This is a genomic window from Furfurilactobacillus cerevisiae, from assembly GCF_048961765.1.
Lineage (GTDB): Bacteria > Bacillota > Bacilli > Lactobacillales > Lactobacillaceae > Furfurilactobacillus > Furfurilactobacillus milii_A.
In genome coordinates this window covers 463,950-483,004 of the sequence record NZ_CP185253.1, presented here as the reverse complement: position 1 = coordinate 483,004, position 19,055 = coordinate 463,950, and the positions used below count along the sequence as shown (strand labels likewise).

18 protein-coding genes are annotated in these 19,055 nt (G+C 44.7%); 10 read left to right on the top strand and 8 right to left on the bottom strand.

Going from position 1 to position 19,055, the window contains the following annotated elements:
- Positions 1-18 precede the first annotated feature (18 nt).
- The 3 genes from ABUE36_RS02165 to ABUE36_RS02155 all read right to left on the bottom strand — a co-directional run bounded on the left by ABUE36_RS02165 (position 19) and on the right by ABUE36_RS02155 (position 1,743).
- Positions 19-324: an HU family DNA-binding protein gene (locus ABUE36_RS02165; RefSeq protein WP_161002228.1), complete on the bottom strand. Its 306-nt coding sequence runs from the start codon at positions 322-324 to the stop codon at positions 19-21.
- Between the two features lie 39 nt (positions 325-363).
- Positions 364-1,260: a cation diffusion facilitator family transporter gene (locus tag ABUE36_RS02160; protein ID WP_161002227.1), complete on the bottom strand. Its 897-nt coding sequence runs from the start codon at positions 1,258-1,260 to the stop codon at positions 364-366.
- A 171-nt stretch (positions 1,261-1,431) separates the two neighbouring features.
- Positions 1,432-1,743, bottom strand: a complete 312-nt coding sequence (locus ABUE36_RS02155; protein ID WP_421017070.1) for a hypothetical protein — start codon at positions 1,741-1,743, stop codon at positions 1,432-1,434.
- Between the two features lie 131 nt (positions 1,744-1,874).
- Here ABUE36_RS02155 and ABUE36_RS02150 point away from each other — a divergent pair, with 131 nt between their 5' ends.
- From ABUE36_RS02150 to ABUE36_RS02140, 3 genes are all read left to right on the top strand, one after another.
- The gene (locus ABUE36_RS02150; protein WP_011373852.1) at positions 1,875-2,795 is read left to right on the top strand and encodes an IS30-like element ISLsa1 family transposase; all 921 of its coding nucleotides are present in this window, start codon (positions 1,875-1,877) and stop codon (positions 2,793-2,795) included.
- A gap of 159 nt (positions 2,796-2,954) precedes the next feature.
- On the top strand, positions 2,955-4,544 hold the full coding sequence (locus ABUE36_RS02145; RefSeq protein WP_161002225.1) for an Nramp family divalent metal transporter: 1,590 nt from the start codon (positions 2,955-2,957) through the stop codon (positions 4,542-4,544).
- A gap of 36 nt (positions 4,545-4,580) precedes the next feature.
- Entirely contained in the window at positions 4,581-5,024 is a 444-nt protein-coding gene (locus ABUE36_RS02140; RefSeq protein WP_017260771.1) for a universal stress protein, read from the top strand.
- 353 nt (positions 5,025-5,377) lie between these two features.
- Here the strand turns inward: ABUE36_RS02140 and ABUE36_RS02135 are convergent, their stop codons facing one another.
- Positions 5,378-6,187 carry a CPBP family intramembrane glutamic endopeptidase gene (locus ABUE36_RS02135; protein WP_161002224.1) on the bottom strand — a complete coding sequence of 270 codons (810 nt, stop codon included), beginning with the start codon at positions 6,185-6,187 and terminating at the stop codon, positions 5,378-5,380.
- A gap of 86 nt (positions 6,188-6,273) precedes the next feature.
- On the opposite strand from ABUE36_RS02135, the gene ABUE36_RS02130 reads away from it, so the two are divergent.
- Positions 6,274-7,710 (top strand): MFS transporter, encoded by a 1,437-nt coding sequence (locus ABUE36_RS02130; RefSeq protein ID WP_347877384.1) that lies wholly within the window; start codon positions 6,274-6,276, stop codon positions 7,708-7,710.
- Here the strand turns inward: ABUE36_RS02130 and ABUE36_RS02125 are convergent.
- A complete protein-coding gene (locus ABUE36_RS02125) occupies positions 7,702-8,349 on the bottom strand; it encodes a GyrI-like domain-containing protein (RefSeq protein ID WP_421017069.1) in 648 nt (215 codons plus the stop codon). The genes ABUE36_RS02130 and ABUE36_RS02125 overlap by 9 nt on opposite strands.
- Positions 8,350-8,477: 128 nt before the next feature.
- On the opposite strand from ABUE36_RS02125, the gene ABUE36_RS02120 reads away from it, so the two are divergent.
- Together ABUE36_RS02120 and ABUE36_RS02115 are read left to right on the top strand one after the other, a co-directional pair.
- Positions 8,478-9,113, top strand: a complete 636-nt coding sequence (locus tag ABUE36_RS02120; RefSeq protein ID WP_161002222.1) for an NAD(P)-dependent oxidoreductase — start codon at positions 8,478-8,480, stop codon at positions 9,111-9,113.
- A 108-nt stretch (positions 9,114-9,221) separates the two neighbouring features.
- Complete coding sequence (locus ABUE36_RS02115; protein ID WP_421017068.1) at positions 9,222-9,923, top strand: B3/4 domain-containing protein; 702 nt, start codon at positions 9,222-9,224, stop codon at positions 9,921-9,923.
- Positions 9,924-10,461: 538 nt separating this feature from the next.
- On the opposite strand, the gene ABUE36_RS02110 is transcribed toward ABUE36_RS02115, so the two are convergent.
- Positions 10,462-11,220, bottom strand: coding sequence for a tyrosine-protein phosphatase (locus ABUE36_RS02110; protein ID WP_347877386.1), 759 nt, complete (start codon positions 11,218-11,220; stop codon positions 10,462-10,464).
- Between the two features lie 281 nt (positions 11,221-11,501).
- On the opposite strand from ABUE36_RS02110, the gene rihC reads away from it, so the two are divergent.
- The 4 genes from rihC to ABUE36_RS02090 all read left to right on the top strand — a co-directional run bounded on the left by rihC (position 11,502) and on the right by ABUE36_RS02090 (position 15,718).
- A complete protein-coding gene (rihC, locus tag ABUE36_RS02105; RefSeq protein ID WP_161002220.1) occupies positions 11,502-12,416 on the top strand; it encodes a ribonucleoside hydrolase RihC in 915 nt (304 codons plus the stop codon).
- Between the two features lie 490 nt (positions 12,417-12,906).
- Positions 12,907-14,778: an FAD/NAD(P)-binding protein gene (locus ABUE36_RS02100; RefSeq protein ID WP_421017067.1), complete on the top strand. Its 1,872-nt coding sequence runs from the start codon at positions 12,907-12,909 to the stop codon at positions 14,776-14,778.
- A 28-nt stretch (positions 14,779-14,806) separates the two neighbouring features.
- Positions 14,807-15,463 carry an NAD(P)H-hydrate epimerase gene (locus ABUE36_RS02095; protein WP_161002218.1) on the top strand — a complete coding sequence of 219 codons (657 nt, stop codon included), beginning with the start codon at positions 14,807-14,809 and terminating at the stop codon, positions 15,461-15,463.
- A 3-nt stretch (positions 15,464-15,466) separates the two neighbouring features.
- Complete coding sequence (locus ABUE36_RS02090) at positions 15,467-15,718, top strand: YdeI/OmpD-associated family protein (RefSeq protein ID WP_161002217.1); 252 nt, start codon at positions 15,467-15,469, stop codon at positions 15,716-15,718.
- Between the two features lie 61 nt (positions 15,719-15,779).
- On the opposite strand, the gene ABUE36_RS02085 is transcribed toward ABUE36_RS02090, so the two are convergent.
- Positions 15,780-18,314 carry a M1 family metallopeptidase gene (locus ABUE36_RS02085; RefSeq protein WP_161002216.1) on the bottom strand — a complete coding sequence of 845 codons (2,535 nt, stop codon included), beginning with the start codon at positions 18,312-18,314 and terminating at the stop codon, positions 15,780-15,782.
- Between the two features lie 72 nt (positions 18,315-18,386).
- The gene (locus ABUE36_RS02080; RefSeq protein WP_161002215.1) at positions 18,387-18,722 is read right to left on the bottom strand and encodes a hypothetical protein; all 336 of its coding nucleotides are present in this window, start codon (positions 18,720-18,722) and stop codon (positions 18,387-18,389) included.
- Positions 18,723-19,055 lie beyond the last annotated feature (333 nt).

The following is a 19,055-nucleotide window of genomic DNA, read 5'->3' as shown; positions in this document are numbered from 1 at the left end:
ATTACTGACAAAAATTTCTTAGTCGGTAATGCCTTCATGCGAACCGTTCAATATTGCTCGCATACTAGTACCACATCGATACTTGGCAATTCGATGTTCCGGTACCGTTGCCGGCTGACCACTGATGTCACTGATGACACGTGTTTTATTTGTATGAACGACAAATGTGCCAAAACGGCGCAACTCAACATCCCGCCCAGCAGCAAGTTCCTCACCGATGCAGTCAAATAAGGCATCGATCACTTGTTGTGATGTACTTTGTGAGACCTCCGCATGTTTGGCAACCATTTTAACTATTTCTTTTTTTGTTGTTTTCTCTTTCATTATCTTAATACCCCTTAAATTCTAACTGTGGAACAATTGCTATAACATTTCGTGTTTGGCAAACCTAGCGCTGTTTAAACCATGCTTAATTTCAATTTGAACGGTTACGTGACAAATATTGAACCGTTGTTGTAACAACTGTGTTTCTTGAGCAGTAATCCACTCGATGTCTTCAATCGCGTCAGGCTCAATATTCACGTGAGCGGAAAAGATGATATCCTTCTCGTCTTCCATCCATGCGTGAAGATGATGCACATCGACCACTCCTGGCACCTGCGTCATTGCTTCAATAATGGCGTCATAATCCAGTAATGGCGCATTTTGCAGCAAAATTTTGGACGTTTGTTTCACAACACCAAGGGTCTCATAAATAATGTAAAGCGACACGGCAATGGTTAACGCTGCATCAATCCAATAAATGTGAAACGCCATCACCATCAAGGACCCAATAATTACCGCAATTGAGGCCAATGCATCCGCCAACAAATGTAAATACGTGGCCTTAATATTCAAGCTTCCCCGTGAATCTGCATGCATTAACACAGCGGACCCCATATTAAAGCAAAAACTAACCAATGCGGTCCAAAACATGACAGATCCATTGATTGGTTGTTGGTGTAGTAGTCGTTGAATCCCCTCCCATACCAAAACGATGGAAATCAAAATCAGTACAAGGCTGTTGACAAACGCTGTTAAGATTTCAACACGATGATAGCCAAACGTCGCCCGCTCATCTTGGTCGCGCTGTCCAATCCGCTGTGCTGAATAACTCAACACAATGGACAAGGAATCGCCAAAATTGTGAATGGCATCTGTGATCAAAGCCAACGAGCCTGCCAATAAACCGCCAATAATTTCAACAACCGTAATTGAGATGTTGAGCAGCGTTACAAACGCAAATTTGCCACCCGTAAGTGGTCGTTCATGTTCTTCCATAATCATCTGTCTTTCTGTACGTCAAATGCGAAAGAACCAGTTCAAAACGAACTCACATTATTTGTACTAAGTTACGCTGATGTAAAAGTTCCACTAAGTTTGTTTGCTTAACCCAGGCTGGTTAAACCTATATAAGCTGACCTACGCAATCAAACTTAATGTTGCTTCTCGTTATCTTCGAAAATAATCCAATCTATGCCCCCAATATGAAAGGCGCGGCGCTTTTATCATCATACCGTCTCCATTTAACATCATCGATTCAGGAACCTGTTGCATAATTGCACCAACCGTATCGCATCGTTTGTGTAATACACGAACTTTATCATGACCAAATTGAGTTAATGTATATATTTTCCTACCCGTAGTTTCGTTCAATAAACGACGCTTTTTCAATAATGAAACCGCTTTTCCAAGTCTATTGTTATCCGTCCCTAAAAATAGTGCTAGGTTCATCTCACTTGTTTTGTGCCCCGATAGTGCCAAGATATCAACCGCTAGCAAAATTCTGTTTGATAGGGCAAATTCTATAATTAATCCGAACAGAAATTAAAAAGCCCAAAGTAATCACTTACAATGGTAGTAGCTAATTCCAACCAATATAGGGAGTGATTACTTTGGGTACATCTACTTTATCACGTTTTCAACGTGGCGCACTAGCACAACTGGTCAATGAGGGGAATAAATCTTACCAAGTAATGGCTGACGCCTTAGGCGTCGCCAAAGCTACGATTAGCTATGAGTTGGACCGGGTTAAACCTTATGATCCAGAATTAGCTCAGCAAGATGCAGATCGCAAAAGGCGGAATTGCGGTCGTCGTTCGATGCTGACGGCAGCATTAGCGACTTTAATTACCAATCACTTACGATTAACCTGGTCACCAGAAACCATTGCGGCCGCTTATAACTTGAGCACTGCGTCAATTTATAATTGGCTTAATCGTGGCTGGCTCCCCTTCAAATTGACTGATCTACCCAATCGGAATGTCCGCCAGCACCGAGTGAGCGAAAATCGTGGGAAATTTACAAGTGGGACTTCCATCGAACAACGGCCAACAACTGTTAATCAACGATTAGCTTTTGGTCATTGGGAAGTAGATACGGTGCTTTCTAGTCGAAGTGAGTCACGATCATGTCTGGTTACATTCGTAGAACGTAAGACCCGACTTCTATGGGCCATCAAAGCCCCTAATAGAACGGCTAAGGCTCTAAACACCGCCTTTGGCAAGTTTATGGGGGCCTTCGGTCCCCAAGTAAAATCCATTACTGTTGATCATGGTAAAGAGTTTGCCAATTATCAGGCCTTAGAACAGGATTATCAGATCAAAGTTTATTTTTGCCATCCATATTCACCATGGGAGCGAGGTTCCAATGAATATTTTAATAGACGGTTACGCTGGTTCTTCCCGAAAAAGACCAATTTTAGCCAAGTAACGACTGATGAGATCCTAGCAGCACTTGAACTAATTAATCAACGACCATTAAAAATACATCATCAACAGACTGCCATTGAAAGATTCCGGGCTTGTTCGGATTAAACTTGTAATTTGCCATAGTAAAATGACTTTCACATCCTTTCATTTAATTTTAGCCATCCCTTAAAAATAATATGCCTAATTTTAAATTGAGTGTCCACAAATCTAAAAAAATGTTGTATTATATTCGGGTACCAAAATTATGTGAGGAGGTATTTGCTTTTGGACACAACAAGCAAAAAACCGAAAAAAGAGCATTTGATTCATTATGCTAACGGCCGTTCGCTCGAAGAAATTAACGGTACCGTTAAAGTTCCGATGGGAAAAGGATTCTGGAAAACTCTGCTTGCCTACTCTGGACCTGGTGCATTAGTTGCCGTGGGTTACATGGATCCCGGTAACTGGTCAACTTCTATCACCGGTGGGCAAAACTTCCAGTATCTGCTGATGTCCATTATCTTGATATCAAGTTTAATCGCAATGTTGTTACAAGCCATGGCGGCTAAACTGGGTATCGTGAGTCAAATGGACTTGGCACAAATGATTCGTGCCCGCACTAGTAAGGCACTTGGTATCGTACTTTGGTTAATGACAGAATTTGCCATTATGGCAACGGATATTGCCGAAGTTATTGGTGCCGCAATCGCGTTATATCTTTTATTCCATATTCCATTGGTTATTTCAGTTTTCATTACCGTTTTTGATGTCTTGCTATTATTGTTATTAACTAAAATCGGTTTCCGAAAAATTGAAGCAATCGTTGTCGCATTGATCGTCGTTATCTTCGTCGTCTTTGCTTATCAAGTTGCCTTGTCAAACCCTGACTGGGGTGCTGCTATTGTGGGCTTGATTCCTAGCGCCAAGACCATTTCAAAAGGACCCGTAATTGGTGGTATTTCACCATTGACTGGTTCACTTGGGATTATCGGTGCCACGGTTATGCCACATAACCTATACTTGCACTCAGCCATTTCCCAAACACGTCAACTGGATCACAACGATGAAAACCAAGTTGCACAAACAGTTCGGTTCACCATGTGGGACTCAAACATCCAATTAACAGTTGCTTTCTTCGTTAACGCATTGCTGTTAGTCATGGGTGTTGCCGTATTCAAGAGTGGTGCTGTTAAAGACCCTTCATTCTTCGGTTTGTACCAAGCTTTGAATGACACGTCCACCATGAGTAATGGTGTGCTGGCCAGTGTTGCTCGGACAGGAATCCTGTCCACACTGTTCGCTGTCGCCCTGTTAGCTTCTGGTCAAAACTCAACCATCACTGGTACCTTAACTGGTCAGGTCATCATGGAAGGTTTCATCCACATGAAGATGCCACTATGGATGCGTCGTTTAGTTACCCGACTGATTTCAGTTGTTCCTGTTTTAATCTGTGTTGGTTTGACTAGCGGTCAATCAGCCGTTCACCAACACGAAGCACTAAATGATTTAATGAATAACTCTCAAGTGTTCCTAGCCTTCGCTCTGCCTTTCTCTATGTTGCCATTACTAATGTTTACTAACAGTAAAGTAGAAATGGGCAAACGATTCACCAACCACTGGTACACTCAAGTTGCGGGTTGGGTCGCCGTATTACTTTTAATTGGGTTAAACATTTACAATATGCCAGCTCAAATTCAAGCATTCTTCCCAGCAAAAGACGTCAACATCGCTAACATTGTCGCTTACATCGTCATCGCTGCCATTGTTGCTTTACTCGTATGGATGGTCATTGATCTCTACCACGGCAACAAACGTTACGAAGCACAACTTGCCGCAGCAGCCGAAGAAAACAATGCCACTGCTGAAGCTAAGTAGTCGATTTCAAATCTAATTTGAGGAGAATGAATAGACATGTCAGAAGATGTAGATAAAGTTTTCAAACGAATTTTAGTCGGGGTCGATGACTCCGCTGACGCCCAACTTGCGTTTAAATACGCCGTTCGTCGCGCTGCTAAAGATGGCGCAACATTGATTATCACTTCCATTTTGGAAAGTGACGATATGAACGTCTATCAGGCACTCACTAAGGACTATGTTCATGGCGAACATGATGAATTAGTCGCCCACGTTCAAGGTTACAAAAAGATTGCCGAAGATGGTGGCGTAGAAAACGTTGAAGTCATCGTTGATGAAGGCGATCCTGGTGAAACAATCGTCAAAAATGTAATTCCTGAGGTCAGCGCTGACCTGCTGATCATTGGTTCGTTATCTAAAAAAGGAATTCGCAAGTACTTTGGTTCTCAAGCCGCTTATATGGCAAAGTACTCACCTATCTCCGTTATGATCCTGCGTTAATTTGAACCATCCCTGCTGTTTAAATGTACGCAAAAAAGGTATCTAAGAAGTCTAATCACTTCTCGGATACCCTTTTTTTAATTTTATTCTGTGTAACGAAAACTTGCTACTATTTAGCTGGAGGGCGTCAACATTGATACCGAACCGTGCAAGTAACGTTAATTCGGTGGTTTCCCGAATTTAGGTTACGGACGGTCGCATAGACTCGGAACTTCACGAGGCTGTGCGGCGAGGTGAAAGACTCCGAACTTTGGAGGCTTGAACCGGTCCCACGGCAAGCGTGTCAATGTTGACAACCGTAAGCGAGATCTAAGCCTCTATTTTTCAGCAAACGTCATCAAACAATGTTGAAGCTAGTTAACCCAAGCTTGATTGGCATGGTGAATCTCAGCCAACTGCGACTTCCGAACCAACCACAATCCAATCAGCAGAACTGGCAAATAATGAACCGCGTCACTGACCAGAGAAATCATCAACTCTTCCCCTGACATCGAGCCGCTAAGAATGTTGGCGTGTTCCGCAAACTCAAGGTAGAACGACGGCAAATCAAACGTTGCATGCATCACCATCGGCCAAAATAATGAACCCGTGCGCAGTGTCACCGCAGAGAAATACACACCTAAACAAATGGCATAACCTATCTGAAGCGTTGTGTTAATTCCGCTTTGACCGAAATTGTCGAAAAAGTGACCGGCATGCATAAGTCCAAAGAGCACACTGCTGACCAAAACGGCATTTACAATGCGATGACGGCCCTTAAAGTTATGCACGAGCTGCCCTAAAATAATGCCCCGAAAGAAACTTTCTTCATAAAAACCGACGAGCAACGACATGACAACTGCTTCAATCCCGGGTACAAATTTTGTATTAACAAAATAACTACCAATAAATACCCCACCATTAATAAAAACAAGGAGTAATCCCAGCCAACAAACATTCCAAAACAGCCCATGCGTTTGCCAACGGTAAGATAACGGCACGTGGAGCCAGTATTTATTCATAGTCACGATGGCGATCACGGCAATCAGCTCGACGCTTAACTCCCACGCCGTCTTATCCATAAACTGACCAAACAATCGTCGAAGGACTATTAAGCCAATCATCATTGCCACTGTAACGCCTGTCAGAATACTAATTGTTTGGCTTACAGACCATTTTTTCATTGCAACACCTCCAAGGACAAATTTCACCTATTTTTTTAGTTCACGTTTACAATACTCTCAATATAGTAATAGTAATGGAGGCGTTTATGATGCAAAAACAAGCCATCAATGCAGCAACCAATAACTGGTGGGTGCTCGTCGCTATTGGCATTTTCGCATTTATGTCCAATTTGGACGCCAGCATCGTTAATATCGCCATCCCCGTTATGGGACATCAATTGAACATTCCTCTAAACCAAGCAGAGTGGGTAGTTTCACTTTACCTCATTTTCATGTGTGCGTTACTACTTTTCTTTGGCCGTCTTGGCGATATGTATGGAAAAGTGCGCATTTTCCGCATTGGTACTGGCGTGTTCGTTCTTGGATCCCTTTTAGCAGCCGTCAGCACGACATTTTGGTTACTACTATTGTCACGCATTGTCCAAGCATTTGGTGGTGCCTTAACCCTTTCCAACACATACGGCATTGTAACTAGTACGTTTGATATCAACCGGCGTGGCCGGGCGATGGGATTTGTTGGCACATTTGTCGCGCTTGGTTCGGTCGCCGGCCCAGCGCTAGGCGGACTCATCTTAGCGACGGGATCCTGGCATGATATTTTCTGGATCAACGTTCCAATCGGCTTAGTTGCCATTATAATCGGTGCTTTTGCACTGCCAAAAACCGAATCACGGCCAGGTGGTGAGATTGACTGGTTTGGCTTGATTAGTTGGTCAATCTTCATTATCGGTCTGTTCGGCGGTGTATTCATCGGCCAACAAGTTGGCTTCACCGCTGCCATACCAATTATTGGTTTTGTCTTGGCACTAATCGCTATCGTGATTTTTCTTCGACGAGAACGGCGCACACCAGCACCCATGATGTCACTGCACATTTTCAGTAACCGGCCGTTTACACTAGGTGTGAGTGCTGCCGTCCTGATTTTCTTGTCAAACTTTTTTAGCGTCGTCCTTATGCCATTTTACCTGGAAAACGCTCGTCGGTTTACACCTGGGCAAGCCGGAATTTTACTGATGGTCTTCCCAATCACGCTGGTTATCGCCGGACCAATTGGCGGTTTTCTGGCGGACAAGCTGTCACAGGCGACTGTTGCCAGCAGTGGGCTTGCCATTATTGCACTGTCGCAATTAGGCTTCGTTTTGCTTTTGAACGGCACTACTCCAATTTGGCAGTACATTGTGATCACAATTATCATGGGATTGGGAACTGGTCTGTTTCAGTCGCCAAACGGTGATATCGTCATGTCAGTTGTCGATAAATCTGAACTTGGCATCGCGGGCAGCATCAATTCGCTAGCCCGTAACTTAGGCATGGTCACGGGCACTGCGGCCGCAACCACGACCTTATTTGGGGCAATGAGTCACTTCATGGGCTATCATGTCACGACTTATTTGCCGGCGCATCCAGACGCATTTTACTACGGCCTTCGCGTCTCATTTGTTGTATCGTTCATCATGATTGTCCTGGCGTTGTTGACCTCACTGCGTTTGTCTCACGTACTACGCGGTCGCGAATTAAAGTAGGTCTTGTAATTGTTGATTCTTGGCAATTTTGACGCGCAATAAGGTTTTCCGTTTGTCTTCGGCCACCCGCCGAAAGTCAGACAGGTAAATCTCTTTGTGCGCCTTTTCTGTGCGTTCATAACCTTCATTGTGAAGAAAATAGTCGAGTCGCTCAAAATCTTCCTGTTCAGTGTCAAACGAACCAATGTGTAACAACATCCCCACGAGACCTTCAGCAACCGTTGTGAGTTTCATCGCAGCCAACAGTTCAGCGGGCACCTTCTCTTTAACCATCGTTTTTGCTTGTGTTAACACCTGTTCGTCCACGAAGGCTGGTTGTTTGATCATAATCGTATACAGCAATTGCGTTTTATCAATTGTTGGTTGGTTATAGCCCCCTGGCAGCGTCCAGCGTCCCTCAAGTGGATAAACAGTGTAATCAAACGCACCAGGAAAGACAATGTTCTTCTTGGGTGCCATTTTAATGGCGTAACTGATTGCATACAGTGCAGCTACCTTATCGCCAAATGGTGCGGTGTTTGGATCCCCTTGCCCAGTTAAGGTAATAAACGTTTGCGCCGGGATGGTCGTAATTGTTGGTCGTTTCATGGTTGGATAAATGACGCGCTCGGCTTTTCGCCATTCATATTTTTCTGTCATTCTTAGACCCTCCATACAATTCAAGCTTGGATTCTTTGGTAATGTTACGCTACTTTCATTATACTGTTGCTAGAGTGCAGTAGACCATCACGGCCACACAAATTGTAAACGAGGAGTAATTTAAAATTATGAAAATTGGCATTATCGGAGCCACAAACCGAACTGGAAACGTTATCTTACAGGAAGCGCAGTCACGAGACATTGATGTTGAGGTCATCTTGCGTGACCACCGTCGAGTATCTTCAGATGCAGAGGTGTTGGAGATTGAACCTACGTTATTAACCAGTGATGATATTGAAGATTTGGACGTGCTCGTTTGCGCGTTTGGCACAGGTAAATTAAATGATAGTAGTCGTTTATATCCAGCCTTGATCAAACATTTAATTGAAATCACGAAGCAATCCAGCGTTCGGTTGATGGTCGTGGGCAGTTCCAGTTGTTTATACACGGATGCTGAACGCTCACAACGGTTGTTTGACGAGCCAGGATTCCCAGAAGCTGCCAAAAATTCAGCAAATAGTTTAAATGACGTCCTCAAACTTCTGCGGGCTAGCGATGGCGTTGATTGGACTTATATTTCACCAGCAGAAAAATTTGTCTTTCGAGCACCTCGCACCGGTCACTATCAATTGGGAACTGATTTTCGCAGCTATAATGCTGCAGGTTTGTGTGAAGTCAGTTACGCTGATTATGCGATTGCATTCGTCGATGAAATTCAGAATCATCAACATATCAACGAACACATTTCCGTCGTTTCCCGTTAACTTTCAAAAAAGTCCTTTGTCTGTTTCGTTTGCGAAATCACTCGTGCACTGGCCACTCAGCCTGCGTTACAATCTTAGGTGACGCAAAAATTCTGAGGAGGCCATTTTATGTCTAAAGCTTTTGAAATTGAACCCGCATTCTGGAACCTGTTTCCCGATACAACGATTGGCATCGCCACGTTGCACAACTTCGACAATCACGGCGAGTTCCCCCAAGCTGTGCTGGATGACGCTAATCAACAAGCACAACAGTTAGTTCCTGAAACACCCATCGCTCAAAACGGTGTGGTTGCCGATTGGCGGGAGGCCTACCGCAAGTTCAAAACGAAAAAAGGGGCGCGTTCATCCATTGAAAACCTGCTCAAACGCGCTCAACAGGGCAAACCAGTTAGCAGCATCAACCCACTAGTTGACCTGTATAACGTGATTTCACTGCGTCATGCTCTCCCCTGTGGTGGTGAAAACATCGATGCCATGGTTGGTGATATCAAACTGACCGTGGCCGATGGTGGTGAACCTTTCCACCCACTAGGTGAAGATGACGAAGAACCTGCGCTGCCAGGCGAAGTGGTGTACAAAGATGACGCTGGTATCATCTGCCGCTGCTGGAACTGGCGCGATGGTGAACGAACCATGCTTACTGAAGACACAAGCAATGCCTTTTTATGCTTAGAATGTGTCAATCCAGAACGAAAAGACGCATTGGAAGCAGCGTTGGCTGACTTAAAAGAGTTGACCAAAGCCTACCTCAATGCCGATGCTGAAACCAGTATTCTAACAATCGATCAACCACGAGTAGTCATTGACTAACGTTTTTGTTGACCAACAACACATATCATTTTTGATTCAAATAAAGCAGGACTGTGGGTGCGATAAGCATCTGCGGTCCTGCTTTATTTGAATAAATATTTTAATTCCAATCAAAGTTGAACAATGCCCTGCGGTTGTTGACATTGACACACTCACCGTGGGACCGGTTCAAGCCCGAAGATCACGGTCTTTCACCTCGCCGCACAGCCTCGTGAAGTTCCGAGTCTATGCGACCGTCCGTGTTGTTAATCCGAAAGAACCATTCGGATTAACAACACCTTCACGGCTCAGTATCAATGTCGACGCCCTACAACTTGCTAAAGTGACCAATTTTGTGTAAACATCATTCAACGCTTACATTTGTTAGATATCTAAACACAATTTTATGCTTCCACCTATACACAGCCAAACCTGCTGAAATCTACGCTAACAGCTTTTTTAACTGAATGCTTTTTAAATTTGGAGCAATTAGGGAGCAATTAGATGGTTCGTTTTATCTTCAAATTAAAAAAGACGGCTTCAATGCCGTCCTCACCACTTATTTCAAATACAGTTGTTTTAGCATATCAATTTTATCTGGCGTCAGTCCGATCTTATCAGTTAGGTAATGTTTCATGTCACCCGACTGAGTCTTGACTTCTTCCATGGCAGCGTCGAAGTAATCTTCGCTAACGGTCCACAAGGCAGTCACGTTATCCTTTACCGCCTGTGATGCCCCTTCGTCTTCCAAACGTTGCTGATTTTCTGCAAGCATTGCTTTTGAGGCCAACCGAGTCAGCAAATAATCTTCTAGAATCGTTTGCTGAGGAACGTCTAAGGCAGACAGCAACATAATCGCCCCTAAACCAGTTCGGTCTTTTCCTGCCGTACAGTGAAACAGAACGGCGCCACTTTGATTGGCTAATAAGTAATCAAAGAACATGCGGTAGGCATTTTGTGAGAAGTCGTCAGCAACCATCTCATGGTACGTTTGGACCATTTGACGATGACCGTACCCCGGTTCACTCAAGTCATCGCGTAATTCTTCACGCGAGGCGGAACTACGCGTATCATCAACAGCCAAGATTGGCGTATGGTAATCCTTGGCGCCGCCGGGAACACGATCCGGTGCGCTAAGCAATTCTTTGTTCGTTCGAAAATCAAGAATGGTGTGAACACCATAGTCAGAGAGTACTTGAAGATCCGCTCGATCAAGTGTGTTTAACTTAGCTGACCGAACAACGCGCTGCCAAGCAGTCGTGCGACCATCATTTGTCTGATAACCACCCAAGTCCCGAAAGTTGTGCCCATTCTTAATTGGTAATATGCGTTCGATAGTTGCCGCCTCCTAAAGTTTTTGTTTGCTTTACCATTATACCTTTTCGGGTAGAACCTTGTACAACCACAAACGTAGCAACTTTCAATTAAACTGCAACTTAATCAACACATTTGGTCAGCAAGCGTCTCCATTCATTAGAAAATGTTCATAATGTGCGAAAGCGTTTTCTTTTTGATCGATTTTTTAGTATGATGAAAGAGAACCGTCGGTAGCGTCAGTGAGCGTTACGCCACGGAAGAATATACTGGAGGAATCATATTATGACTTACAAAGTAATTATGGACACTGACCCAGGTATTGATGACGCAGCTGCTTTATCAATGGCTTTAAACGACCCACAAATCGACCTACAACTCATCACTGCTGTGGCCGGTAATGTTACGGTTGATAAAACGACGAAAAACGCACTGACCATCGATAACTTCTATGGCAAACACGTTCCTGTTGCAGGTGGTGCCAAAACACCATTGATTAAAGAATTTGAAGATGCCGCCCGCATCCACGGTGCTTCAGGAATGGCCGGATACGACTTCCCTGAACCAACTGACAAAGCAATCGACAAGTCCGCCGTAGAAGCCTTGCACGATGCCATCATGGCTAGCGATGAAAAGATTATCCTTGTGCCAACGGGTTCATACACAAACATTGCGCTATTGTTTATCCAATACCCAGAAGTTAAGGATCACATTGAAAAAATCATCGCCATGGGTGGTTCGTTAGGTCACGGTAACATGACCAGTGCCGCAGAATTCAACGTCTTCACTGACCCACATGCTGCCAAAATCATGTACGATTCTGGTGTGCCAATTGTGATGGTTGGTTTGGACGTTACCATGAAGGCCTTGATTACCGACGAAACATTGGAAACCATCGACAAGTTTGGCCGCGCCGGTCACATGTTGCACGAAATCATCAGTCATGACTTCGATCACAACGAAAACGGGACCGCCGTTCATGATGCCAACACCATCTTCTACCTCTTGCACCCTGAAGCCTACACAACCAAAGATTACTGGGTTGATGTTGTGACAGATGGCCCAGCAAACGGTGAAACGGTTGCTGATGTCCGTGGTGCCTATCACGATGGTAAGACTAACGCCAGTGTCTGTGTCGACGTGGACGCTGCTGCCTTTAACAAGTGGTTCATTGACGAAGTTAAAAATTTTAAAGACTAATTTTAAAGACAGTTACAGTAAAAAGGTCGTCCAATCGGGACGGCCTTTTTTGACTCAACAAACAATGGCTAAAAGTACAATATTATCTGCTATGAGGATGACTAGAAACTTATTTTTATTCCCCTGCTGATAACCTATCGATACTGTCATCACGAAATCACTAAGTGAGCTGAAGGGCGTCAATATTGATACCGAGCCGTGAAGGTGTTGTTAATCCGAGAGAACCATTCGGATTTACAACACGGACGGTCGTAAAGACCCGGGTTTCCACGGGGTTTTGCGGCGAGGTGAGAAACTCCGGTCCTCAGGAGAGTCGAACCGGTCCCACGGCGAGCGTGTCAATATTGACAACCGTAAGCGGCATTTAGATCCACATCCTACATCCCAATTGATACAAAAGTTTGAAATCGCTCTAATGATAAATCCATGCACTTTCACCCACGAAGAAATATACTAATGGCAGTTACTTTATTGTGTTGGAGGCAGAACTATGGACATTGACTTAATTGGGGCTGGACCCCGCGGACTGGTAGCCGCTGAACGCTTAATTGAATGGCAGCGTCAAACAAAACAGTATGACCACCTGAACTTAACGTTTATCGATCCATATGGTATCGGCGGCCGCGTGTGGCCTGTTGGTCAACCCCACGAATTGCTTATGAACACGAACCCAGATTACATCACATTATTCACTGACGAGAGTGTCCAAATGGAAGGGCCCATCGTTAAAGGACCAAACTTATATGAATGGGCACATAAACAAGCACCAGCTTTTCTGTTTGGACACCAATTACCCAACCGAGCTGACTTACTCAATGAAGCGGCAGCATTAGTGCACAACGGCTACGCATCCCGTAGCCTCTTTGGTGCTTATCAACGCTGGTTCTATAACTATTTACAACAACGTTTGCCTGACTCAGTTTCACTGACTCTTAAAAAAGAGCAAGTGGTGTCAATTCGTCATATTGACGCAACGCATCGCTACCTGTTAAAGACGGCATCGGATCGTTTCCAAACGGACGCTGTCATCATGGCTCTGGGTCATTACGAGGATGAACTTACTGATGAACAACAGGCACTGTTAAACTTTGCCGACGAAAACGACTTGCACTACACAGCACCGACACAGCCACAAGAATACAATTTCACTGATTTAAAAGCTGGCGAAAATGTTATTTTGCGCGGGTTAGGACTAAGTTTCTTTGATGCCGTAACAATGCTCACGCAAGGTCGTGGCGGTCATTTCAATCAAGCTCAAGATGGCGAACTCACTTACCACCCATCTGGCATCGAACCTCACATTATTGCCGGTTCACGCCGCGGCTTTCCACTGAGAGCTAAGGGACGTAATGAAAAAGGCTATGGTGAGCTGGATCGACCACATTTTTTAACTCCTGATTGGTTTTCACACTATCAAACGACCGGATCCTTAATTGGCTCTCGCTTTATCGAACAATTTCACCACGAGGCGGAATACGTTTATTATCAACGTTTGCTCGCTTTGAAGTATCCACAGGTGGATGCTGATGAGTTCTTGCGTGAATTTGTGGCCGCTAAGGAACCATCAGCGATTGTGTTCCGCTCTCCCATTGTTGAAAGCGACTATCTCAATTGGAATCAACTGTTAAATCCAGCTGAGTTTGTCGCTAACAGTGACAAGCCGGAAACCATGGCCGACTATTTACAGACGGACGTTGAAGCGGCGTTGCTAGGCACCAAAACAGGTCCACTCACTTCCGCGCTGGAAATGTTTCGTGATCTGCGAGATGTGGTTCGTAAAGTCGTTGATAACCAGCTGTTGCGACCAGAAGATTACCGCAACACATTCCTCGGTCAATTTAACAATGAAAATTCGTATCTATCTGTTGGGCCACCTGAAACTCGCATTGCAGAACTGCGAGCGTTGATTCAATCCGGTATTGTGACACTTCTCGGACCCAGCATGATGGCTGAAGCAGATGCACAAACCCATCAGTTTGCCACATGGTCAAAGGTGAAACCTGAGGAACGCTACGAAGCCAGTTGGCTGGTTGAGGCCCGGCTACCTGCAGTGTCCGCCAGCCATACACTGAACCCACTAATCCAAAATCTGATCAAAGAAGGACTGGGCCGACCAGAACGCGTTACTATGGAAGATGGAAGCACCTTTGAACCTGGTGGCATTGATGTCGACATGAGTCGTAATGAACTCATTGATAGTAATGGCCAGCATCGAACAGGTCTTTACTTTTGGGGCGTCCCAACAGAAGGCAGGCACTGGTTTACAACAGCCAGCCCACGGCCAGGGGTGAACGACAATCTCCTGCGAACTGCCGACGCCACCGTCGCTGACCTATTCCACACCTTCACGAGCGTTCAATAATTCTTTGATTAAGGAAGCGTATCTCATTATGGCAACAACGTACATTACGGCAGCACAATCACAGGCATTTGACGCTTACACGATGAATCAAATTGGTGTCCCTTCAATGGTTCTGATGGAACGGGCGGCGCTTGCCGTCGCCCATCAAATCGTAAACAGTACCAGTTTTGATCTAAAAAGTGTGTTAGTGGTTGCTGGCACCGGTAACAACGGCGGTGATGGCGTAGCCGTTGCCAGATTGCTGCACCTAAATCACATCCCAGTGACGATTTGGTTGCTCGGTAATCGTGACCATGCTTCTGAACAGACGCAACAACAACTGACCATTGCTGATCACTACAACATCCCCGTTGTCACCGATCAACCCGACATGGCAAATTACACAACAATCGTAGATGCCATCTTTGGCGTCGGTCTCTCACGTGACGTTACTGGTAAGTTTGCTGACGTGGTCGACGCTATTAACGGCGCCAAAGCTAACGTCATGGCGGTTGACATGCCCACTGGCCTCGGTACAGACAACGGCCAAGTAATGGGCACCGTTGTTGAAGCCACAGAAACAGTGACGATGAGTTATAACAAACTTGGTTTGGCAACCGATAATGGCCGTCGTTTTGGCGGTATTGTGACAGTTGCTGACATTGGTATCTACGACCCAGCAACACTGACTGAAAGGAAGTCTTGAATCATGGCAGAAAAGAATAAAACGCTAGATGATTTTGAAACGAACGTTCCTGAAGTAGCAAATTTGTTAGCAAATGACCGAGAGATGCAAACCTTCTTTAGAAAATTGACACCAGGTTATCAACGCGAATGGGCGCGCTACATTTTCGATGTTAAATCGGAAGCAACAAAAGAAGCCCACATCGCCACCATGAAAACAGTGTTCAAAGCTGGTTATAAATCCAAACGTGCATACGATCAACGTGAGACTGAATAAAAAAAGGGCTGCCCAGAGTTATGAGACTCTGAGCAGCCTTTTAATTCAAAAACTTTTAAATTTACTTTGCAGCTTCCGCAACTGCAGCATTAACTTTGGCTTGTTCAGCTTCAATCAGTGCAACCCGACTTTCGATAACCTTAGTATCCATTTGGATTTCACGGGTTAAACCAGGTGTGTTGAGTTTTGGTTCGAAGAATGCTTTGAATTCGGCCAAGCGTTCTGGTGTCTTGAAGACATCAGCAGTCCGTGTGATAAACGTTGCAAATTCCATATCGCCACCAACAGTCTTTTCAAGCCATGACCATTCGTCACGAATCCAGTCCCACGCAGCTTGCTGACCATCTTTGTTCAACAATAGTTCATAGTACCAACCGCGAAGGTCTTGTGGCTTAATGACATCAGCATTTTCAAACTGTGCAATGGTCTTCTTCACCAAAGCAGCGTCTTTAGTTGCTGTGATTCCTTCTAACAGAGACGTCTTGTAGCTGGCGTCAGAAGTCTTCTGATAAGCCGTTAAGAATTTGTTGAAAAGTTCCTCACTACCAAACTCACGCATTTCATTGATCAAAATGTATGGACGTAAAGTTGCGTTCAACGTTTCCAACTTGTCCGCGTTAGCTTGGTATAAGTCGTGAGCAGCCGCAATTGAATCAGCGTTCTTAGCAAACATTGAGGCACCCAAAACAATTGGCCGTGTCATCTGGTCATCATTGGACTCACCAGCCTTGGCTTCCCAACCCAAACGAGCAACCTGCTTTGAACTCAGTTTGCCATACAATTGACGCAATTGCGTTTCTTCTGGTGTGTCAGGCAACGTAAATTTACGTAAGTTGCCTGCAACCGTGTATAAAGCAGTGTTGACGATTGTTGATTTACTGTCAGCAAACTGTGTCAGCAATGGCACGATTGCTGCATATGACAGTTGTCGACCATCGGCCAACATCCGCATGTCTTGCAACAATTGCAACTCATCAATACTGTCTAACTCATCTTTATGAGCTAAAATATCCTGCATCAAGGTGTCATCGTATTCCACAATGAAGTGAGAGTTATTGCCAACGTTCAAACGGAATGGTTTTCCGTTTGATTGACGTAAAGCATCGTAATCGCCTAAGACAACCTGCTTATCTTTCATGATGGTTGGTGTTTCTCTGAAATTACCGTTCAACGGAATCTGCCATTCACGACCGGCATCCTTACCATCACCAACAAAGAATTGTTTCTGAGACAATGTCAGTTTGCCATCAACCACAGCGGCGTTAACCACTGGGTAACCTGGCTGTTCCAACCATGAGTTCATGATTGCGCCAACATCCATGCCAGAGGCCTCACCCAAGGCTGACCATAAGTCAGCACCAGTAGCGTTGCTGTAATGATGTGCAGCGAAGTAAGCCTTTAGGCCAGCACGTAACTTGTCATCACCGAGCAGTGCCCGCACCATAACCAACATCCGTGCACCCTTGGCATAAACGATATCTGCGTCAAACAATGAATCGATTTCGGCCGGATTGTTAACCTGCACGTGAACAGGCTGAACACCATCCGTCGCATCACGACCTAAAGCACCAGGAACATCGGATGTTTGGAACATTTCCCAAACGTGCCAATCTGGTTCTAAGGCATCAACGGCCACATATTCCATCATGTTGGCAAAACTTTCGTTCAACCATAGGTCATCCCACCACTTCATGGTTACGAGATCACCGAACCATTGATGGGCCAGCTCATGCGCAACAACAGTCGCAACCAGTTGCTTCATCCGTAATGAGGTGTTATCTGGATCCAATACTAGGTAGGCTTCACGGTATGTAACTAAGCCCCAGTTTTCCATCGCACCGGCCGAGAAATCAGGCAATGCCAATTGCCATGAATGTGGCAGTGGATATGGTGTTTGGTAGAAGTCTTCGTAGAATTCAATTGAGCGTTTGGCAATGTCCAACGCAAAGTCCAGTTCGTTAGCCTTGTGGGCCTTGGTTGCGAACACACCGACCTTCACGCCACTCTTCGTGGTTGTTTGCTTGCTTTGCAAATCACCAAAAGCAAAGGCAATCAGATACGTCGACATCCGAACAGTCGTGTCGAAGTAGTGCACACCATTTTCAGTACGTACTTCTGGCATATTAGCCAGCACTGTTTCACCAGGCTGTTCGTCAAACTTCAATGCTAAGTCAAAGGTAGCCTTGGCTTCTGGTTCATCGACAGATGGGAAAGCCTGACGAGCAAACGTTGTTTCAAACTGAGTTCCGATGATTTGCTTCTTTTCACCGTTTAACTCGTAGTATGACGGGTAAATGCCCATCATGCTGTCAGTTAGTGGTGCCGAGTACTCAATTGCAACCGTTACTTCACCAGTCTTAGATAACGTAATGTTGATTGCTTCGGCGTCATCATCAGTAGTAAATGGAACGTCTTGTCCATCTGCTTTTACACTGGCAATGGTCATGCCCTTTTGATTAACTTGAATGTCCGTGGTCTTGGCATCCCCGGTAATGGTAGATGTCCCACTGATTTTCTTTGTATCACGTTCAACATCAATAAATAAGTTGTAGTGACTTGGTTGGAATTTCTGATAAAGTCGTGTTATTTCGGCCATAATTTCCCCTCGATTACATTAGAATACTCTAATTATACGCCATTCCATTTATCTTTTGTGGTTCAACTAGGATTACCGCTGCGCAATAATTTTGTTGGCTTCGTTTTCCAAACGGAATAAAGTGCCTTCTGGACTTTGCCGATAATCATTAGCAAATGTGGCGCTCATCGGCTTCACACGGCCAACCCGTTTGCCCATAATATCTTCAATGACAAGATCTTCGCCATCCCAGAGCACGTCATCGTAGTGCCCATCAAGCAAATAGTCGGCCCAATACTGCAACGTGTCATGAACGGCATCTTTCATTACTTCCTCTTCAGTCACAACATCAGCACCATGGCGTGTTTCGTTTAATTCTTGCACCTTTAAAACGACCTCATGCATGTTTTCTGGTATTTCTTGACTCATTTTTTCACCTCATTGATCAATCTACATAGTAAAAATAATAATAAACCCAAACGTGCATGTGTGACCGCTACGTAGTGGAAATTCGTAACAGCCAACGTCATTTTTAATTATACCGTTTACCATGACTTTCGCATAAAGGTTTGCACCGCAATGTTGGATGATTGAGGACGCTTACGGTTGCCAAAATTGAATACTACCGTGGAACTGGTTCGAGTCTTCTGAAAACCGAAGTCTTTCACCACGGCTTACATTTCATTTTGACGCCTTTCAGCTCACACAAAATCAACCCCAAACATTCATTGTATTTAATCCAAGTTATGCACTGCTGAGTGC